General features: G+C 73.5%; 6 protein-coding genes and 1 pseudogene. 5 read left to right on the top strand and 2 right to left on the bottom strand.

Features of this window, described 5'->3' with window-relative positions; genetic code table 11:
• The 5 genes and pseudogenes from ACJ73U_RS27515 to ACJ73U_RS27495 all read left to right on the top strand — a co-directional run.
• A pseudogene (locus ACJ73U_RS27515) lies at positions 1–194 on the top strand (glycosyltransferase); the annotation flags it as partial.
• Complete coding sequence (locus ACJ73U_RS27510) at positions 191–865, top strand: DUF2064 domain-containing protein (protein WP_407780620.1); 675 nt, start codon at positions 191–193, stop codon at positions 863–865. The pseudogene ACJ73U_RS27515 and the gene ACJ73U_RS27510, both read left to right, overlap by 4 nt.
• Positions 862–1,479 (top strand): SAM-dependent methyltransferase, encoded by a 618-nt coding sequence (locus tag ACJ73U_RS27505; protein ID WP_407780619.1) that lies wholly within the window; start codon positions 862–864, stop codon positions 1,477–1,479. Before ACJ73U_RS27510 ends, ACJ73U_RS27505 begins: the two co-directional genes overlap by 4 nt.
• Positions 1,480–1,646: 167 nt before the next feature.
• Positions 1,647–2,747 carry a molybdopterin-dependent oxidoreductase gene (locus tag ACJ73U_RS27500; protein WP_407780621.1) on the top strand — a complete coding sequence of 367 codons (1,101 nt, stop codon included), beginning with the start codon at positions 1,647–1,649 and terminating at the stop codon, positions 2,745–2,747.
• Entirely contained in the window at positions 2,744–3,175 is a 432-nt protein-coding gene (locus ACJ73U_RS27495; protein ID WP_407780618.1) for a hypothetical protein, read from the top strand. The genes ACJ73U_RS27500 and ACJ73U_RS27495 overlap by 4 nt, the downstream gene beginning before the upstream one ends.
• A 39-nt stretch (positions 3,176–3,214) precedes the next feature.
• Here the strand turns inward: ACJ73U_RS27495 and ACJ73U_RS27490 are convergent, their stop codons facing one another.
• The gene (locus tag ACJ73U_RS27490) at positions 3,215–4,426 is read right to left on the bottom strand and encodes an MFS transporter (protein WP_407780617.1); all 1,212 of its coding nucleotides are present in this window, start codon (positions 4,424–4,426) and stop codon (positions 3,215–3,217) included.
• A 207-nt stretch (positions 4,427–4,633) separates the two neighbouring features.
• The coding region (locus ACJ73U_RS27485) for a tannase/feruloyl esterase family alpha/beta hydrolase (protein ID WP_407780616.1) at positions 4,634–5,857 on the bottom strand (1,224 nt) is incomplete at its 5' end.

Raw genomic sequence — 5,857 nt, 5'->3', positions numbered from 1 at the left:
TCGCGCTCGACGTGCGGGACCGCGCTTTCGGCTACCCGTTGGAACTGTTGTTACGGGCGGCAGACGCGGGCTGGACGGTGGCCGAACACGACGTGGCGTACCGGCCCCGCGCCGCCGGCACACGCTCGAAGGTGTCCGGTTCGGTCCGTGGCACGCTCCGCGCGGTCCGCGACATGGCGGGAGTGCTGCGATGAGGCGCCAGGCGCCGGCCGCCGTCGTCCTCGTCGTGGCGAAGGCGCCGGTCGCGGGACTCGCCAAGACCCGCCTCGCCGCGTCCGTCGGCGCCCGTGCGGCCGCCCGGCTCGCCGCCGCGGCCCTGCTGGACACTGTGGACAGTGCACGCGCGGTGCGGGACGTCACGGTGGCCTGCGCGCTGACCGGCGACCTGGCCCAGGCGGAACGCACCGGCGAGCTGGCCGCCGCGTTGCGGGGCTGCGTGGTGTTCCCGCAGCGCGGCGTGGACTTCGCCGACCGGCTGGCGAACGCGCACGCCGACGTGGCGGCACGCTTCCCCGGCGCACCGGTGCTGCAGGTGGGCATGGACACCCCGCAGGTGCGGCCGGCGCTGTTGACGGGCGCGCTGACCCGGTTGGGCGAGACCGACGCGGTGCTGGGTCCCGCCGTCGACGGCGGCTGGTGGGCGCTGGGCCTGCGCCGCCCGGCGGACGCGCGGGTGTTGCGGGGGGTGCCGATGTCCCGGCCGGACACGGGTGCGCTGACGGCGGCCGCGTTGCGCGGCATCGGACTCCGCGTCGGCCCACTGCCCATGCTGTCCGATGTGGACACCGTGGTGGATGCGGTCCTGGTGGCGGCACAGGCGCCGTCCTCCCGGTTCGCGCGGGCGTTCGCGGCGGTCGGGAGGTGAACGACTTCGAACCGGGGCTGCTGGGCCACCACTGCTGGCTGGAGCTGGCGACGGGTGAACGGATCAGCCTGCCGACCGAACGGTGGCGCGCCACCCCGGACCCGGGCGACGAGCTGCTGCTGAACAGCTGCACCGGCCCGACCATCGACATCGGCTGCGGTCCCGGCCGACTGACCGCCGCGCTGTCGGAACGCGGTGTGGTCGCACTCGGCACCGACGTGTCGGCGGTCGCGGTGCGCCTGACCCACGCGGCCGGCGCACCCGCGGTACGGCGTGACATCTTCGACCGCCAGCCCGCCGAGGGCCGGTGGCGGCACGCACTGCTGGCGGACGGCAACATCGGCATCGGCGGGGACCCGGTGCGCCTGCTCAACCGGGTGCGGGAACTGCTGTGTGCCGGCGGCAGCGCGCTGGTCGAGGTGGAGCCCCCGGGCACCGGCCTGCGGCGCGGCCGGGTACGCGTGTCGACGGGCGAGTCCCTCGGCGCCCGCTGGTTCGACTGGGCCTGGCTCGGCGCGGACGCGGCCGCGCGGACGGCGTCCCGGGCAGGCCTTCGGACGAACTGGCTGCGCGACGCGGGCGGCCGCTGGTTCACGGAACTGGTGCGACCATGAACAACCACCCGAACGAGCACACCCCGAGCGAAAATCCCACTCGTGCGCCAGGGGGTCCCCCGGATTCCACGCTCCCGGTGAGCACCGACGGAAAAGGGCGGCTCGGCCGAGTTGTCCACAGGCTGCGGCCCGCCGAGGACGGTCGGCTCGGCAGGCTCATCGACCGGCTGCAGCCGCCTCGCGAGGGGGACTTCCACGGTCCCGCCCACCACGAGACGGTCACCGCGCGGCTCGGGGTCTGGCTCGGGATCGCGTTCCTGCTCTGCTTCGTGACCGGGTTGGTGAGCCACGCCGTGCAGAAGCCGCCGTCCTGGTTCGTCTGGCCGGCCGAGCCGGTGAACCTCTACCGGATCACGCAGGGCCTCCACGTCCTGTCCGGCATCGCCGCGATTCCGCTGCTGCTCGCCAAGCTGTGGTCCGTCTACCCGAAGCTGTTCGCCCGTCCCCTGGTGCGTTCACTGCCGCACGCGCTGGAACGGCTCACCATCCTCGTCCTGTCCGGCGCCGCCTTCTTCGAGCTGGCGACCGGGCTGTTCAACGCCACCCAGAACTACCCCTGGGGCTTCTACTTCCTCGCCGCGCACTACGCCGTCGCCTGGGTCGCCGCGGGGTCGATCCTGCTGCACGTCGCGGTCAAGCTGCCCGTGCTCCGCCGCGGTCTCACCCGCCTCGAGCACGAGCCCGACTCCGCGGCGGTGTCCCGCCGCACGTTCCTGGCCACCACCTACGCCGCCGCCGGGGCCGCGGTCGTCGCCACCGCCGGGGCCACGGTTCCCCTGCTGCGCGAGGTCTCCCCGCTCTCGTGGCGGTCGGACCGGGGGGCGCAGGGCCTGCCCGTCAACCGGACCGCCAGAGCCGCCGGCGTGACCTGGGACCCCGGGTGGCGGCTGGCGATCACCGGCCCGCACGGCACGACCCGCCTGTCGCTGGCCGAGCTGGACGCGCTGCCCCAGCGCAGCGCCGACCTGCCGATCGCGTGCGTCGAAGGCTGGAGCCAGTCCGCCACGTGGACCGGCATCGCCGTCGCCGACCTGATGCGGCTCGCCGGCGCCGACCCCGACCACCCGGTGCGCGTGACCTCCCTCGAACGCGCGGGCGCCTACCGGACGAGCGTCCTGCCCGCCACCCACACGCGCGGCACCCTGCTCGCCCTGCGCCTGGGCGGCGAGCGGCTCGCACTCGACCACGGCTTCCCCTGCCGCGTCATCGCGCCCAACCGGCCCGGCGTGCTGCAGACGAAGTGGGTCCACCGCATGGAGGTGCTGTGATCCGCGCGCTGTTCGCCCTGTCCGGACTGGCACTGCTCACCTACGGTGCTCTGCTGGTCTGGGACTTCGCCACCTCCCGGACCGTGAACGCCGTGCAGGGCGCCGCCTGGTTCGTCGGCGGCCCGCTGATCCACGACGGGCTCGTCGCGCCCGCCGTCGGTCTCACCGGGGTGGTGCTGACCCGGGTCCTGCCGAAGCCCTGGCGCGCACCGGTCACCGCCGGCGTGGTGCTGAGCGGCGTCCTGACGCTCGTGGCGATCCCGCTGCTGTGGCGGCCGTACGGCACCGCCGTCAACCCGGGTCTGCACGACCGGGACTACGGCGCCGGCCTGGCCGTCGCGCTGGGCGCCGTCTGGGCGGCGGTGCTCGTCACCGGCCTGGTCCGTCGGCGCCGGTCGGCGCGTCGTCCGCGCGCCGGGCAGTCGTGAAAGACCGGCGGGAGTCGTTCGCTGCCACGGGTTTCGCCGCTACCCGCGCTGGCCCGGTCCAGCGTGGGTGGTCAGCACCCCGGCGCCGAGCGCGACGGCGCCGACGAGCGGGATGAGAGCCGCGAAGGTCCAGGTCAGCCCGATCCCCTGGCCGAGCCAGCCGACCAGCGCCGGTCCGGTCAGGATCCCGGTGTAGGTGAACGTCGCGACGCGGGCGACGAACGTGGCCGCGCCGTCGCCGCCGATGTGCCCGACCGTGCTGAAGATCAGCGGCACCAGGACGGAGGTGCCGTAGCCGAGCACCGCGAACCCGGCGATCGCGACGTACTGCGACGGGCCGAGGACGACGACGGCGAACCCGGCCACGACCACGCAGGCGTGTGCCCGGAACACCCGCACGCGGCCGAACCGTTCGGTCAGCCGGTCCCCGCCGAGCCGGCCGAGTGTCTGGCACGAGGTGAACGCGCCGTAGCCGACCGCCGCCACGGCCAGTGTCGCGCCGCGGTCCTCGTGCAGGAAGACACCGCTCCAGCTGATGACGGCCGCCTCGCAGAGCATCAGGACCAGACCGATGGACCCGAACACCAGCACCGGCCGCGTCCACCCGGTGCGCCAGGTCTGCCTCGGCGTGCCGCCCGCTGTCTGCCGGTCGGTCCCGGTCGGCAGCAGCCACCGACCGACCACGACGCCGGCGGGCAGGGCGACGGCGGCCACGCCCGTGGTGTGCACCCAGACGGGGATGCCGGCGGCGGCCGCGCCGGTCAGCGAGGCGATGATGGAGCTGGTCCCCCAGGCGGCGTGGCACCCGTTCATGATGGGTCGCCCGAGCAGCCGCTCGACCGCGACGGCGTGGGAGCTCATCGCCACGTCGAGGATGCCGTGCACCGCCCCGGCCAGGGTCACGGCCGCGGCCAGCTGGGTGACGTCGCCGGCCGCGCCGATCCCGGCGAGCGCGAACGGCAACGCGGCCAGCGTGACCCGGATGACCCGGACACTGCCGAACCGCGCGACGAGCGCGCCGACGGACTGCATCGCGAGCAGCGCGGCCACCGAGAAGCACGTCAGCACGCCGGCCAACTGCGGCTCCGTGAGGCCCAACCCCACCCTGAGCGACGGAATCCGAACGAGATAGGTGGCGATGAGCAGCCCGTTGACGAAGAACACCCCGGTGATCGCCCAACGCGCCCGCGCCACGACGGGCCCGCGCACCGCATCCTCGCCGGACACCGTCGCGGTGGTCTGACTCGTCATCCGCTTGTCTCCCTGTGCCGGGGCGCCCACACCCACAGGGGCGCCGCACACAGGGACGACGCGACGCCCGCACCAGATCGACACCTCCGGCCGACCGACATCTCCACGACCCCGGCCGCGCGAGTTCCTGGACGCCGTGGGCACCTGGGCGAGCGCACGGCGTTCGGTCCTCGCGGCCGCGAGGACCGGACGGCCGGGTCCGCGACGTCAGCGCATGCAGACGAAGCTCGAGGCGCTGTCCGGATCGCCGGCGCGGTACCTGGGCCAGCCCGGATACTCACACAGTGGACGGGTGCGGTCGTGGTTCGCGTCGGCCACGATCGGCCTCGCGGGTGGCTGTCCCCTCTCGACCCAGCGTTCGAGTGCGGACAGCGAGTCCCAGCTGGCGGCGAACGCCGGTGTGCCGAAGTTCGCGTGGTTCGCCCCGGGCACGAGGTAGTACCGCATGAACGTGTCGGTCGTCCCGGGGCCCACCACGTCCCGCACCCGTTGGTAGTAGTCGTTGGTCGAGCGGGGTGAGACCAGCTCGTCCGCCGCGCCGTGGAGCAGGATCAGCTTGCCGCCGGCGCGGGCGAACGGGCGGAGGTCCGCGTCGTTGCGGTCCTCGATCGTGGACAGGTGGCTGATCCGGTCGAGCCACTTCCCGGGATGCCGGGGATCGATGTCGAGCGAGTTGTGCTCGGGGTCCCGCGTCAGGAAGTACTTGACCCACTGGTCCCAGTACTGCATCCCGTAGCCGCTCGTGACCGGCATCGGACTGGCCGGGGCCGTGGTGCCGAACCCGAGGAACGGGGTTCGCATGTCCGCCCCGGAGAGGAACGGGAAGCCCGGGTACCCGGTCTCGCCACTGGCTATCCGGTACGGCCACCGGAACGGGGTGGACATGGCGATCACGGACGTGATCTGGGGGTCCGACAGGCAGGTCGGACCGGCGTCGACGCCGCCAGGGCAGCGAAGCGCATGCGGATCGAAGTGACAGGCACCCGGGTTCGAGACGACGTTGTCCTCGACACCGTCCAGACCGTCACACGCCTTGATGACGCTGTCGTAGAGCAGGGTCTGCTTCTCGACTCCGGGGAAGGCGCCGGGGCGGGACAGGATCTGCGTCAGATACCCCAGGTCCAGGATCTCGGCGAGGTTGTTCCAGGCGGGAAAGGCGGAGATCACGCCGTCGAACGCCGTCGGCCACCGCTGCGCGACGACGAGGGCTTCGCGGCCGCCTGTCGAGCCTCCCGCGAAGTAGACCTCGGCCGGGTCGGTCCCGTAGGCGCGCCGGATGAGGAACAGGCTCGCGTCGCGCGTCTTCTTCAGCGCGTCACCGGCGGCGAAGTTGGTGACGGCCTCGTCGTTCACGCCGAACGACCCGTCCAGACTCGGCACGGCGATCGGGCTCTGCTGGTGGCCGGAGTCGCTGGCGAACGTGGCGTACCG

This window comes from Actinophytocola sp. (assembly GCF_045807065.1).
GTDB lineage: Bacteria > Actinomycetota > Actinomycetes > Mycobacteriales > Pseudonocardiaceae > Actinophytocola.
The sequence above is the reverse complement of the archived record's forward strand: the minus strand, read 5'-3'. Positions and strand labels throughout refer to the sequence as shown.

Bases quoted from the DNA above. Each gene is read 5' to 3' on its own strand.
- ACJ73U_RS27490 (WP_407780617.1), bottom strand. From the start codon at position 4,426: ATGACGAGTCAGACCACCGCGACGGTGTCCGGCGAGGATGCGGTGCGC.
- ACJ73U_RS27510 (WP_407780620.1), top strand. From the start codon at position 191: ATGAGGCGCCAGGCGCCGGCCGCCGTCGTCCTCGTCGTGGCGAAGGCG.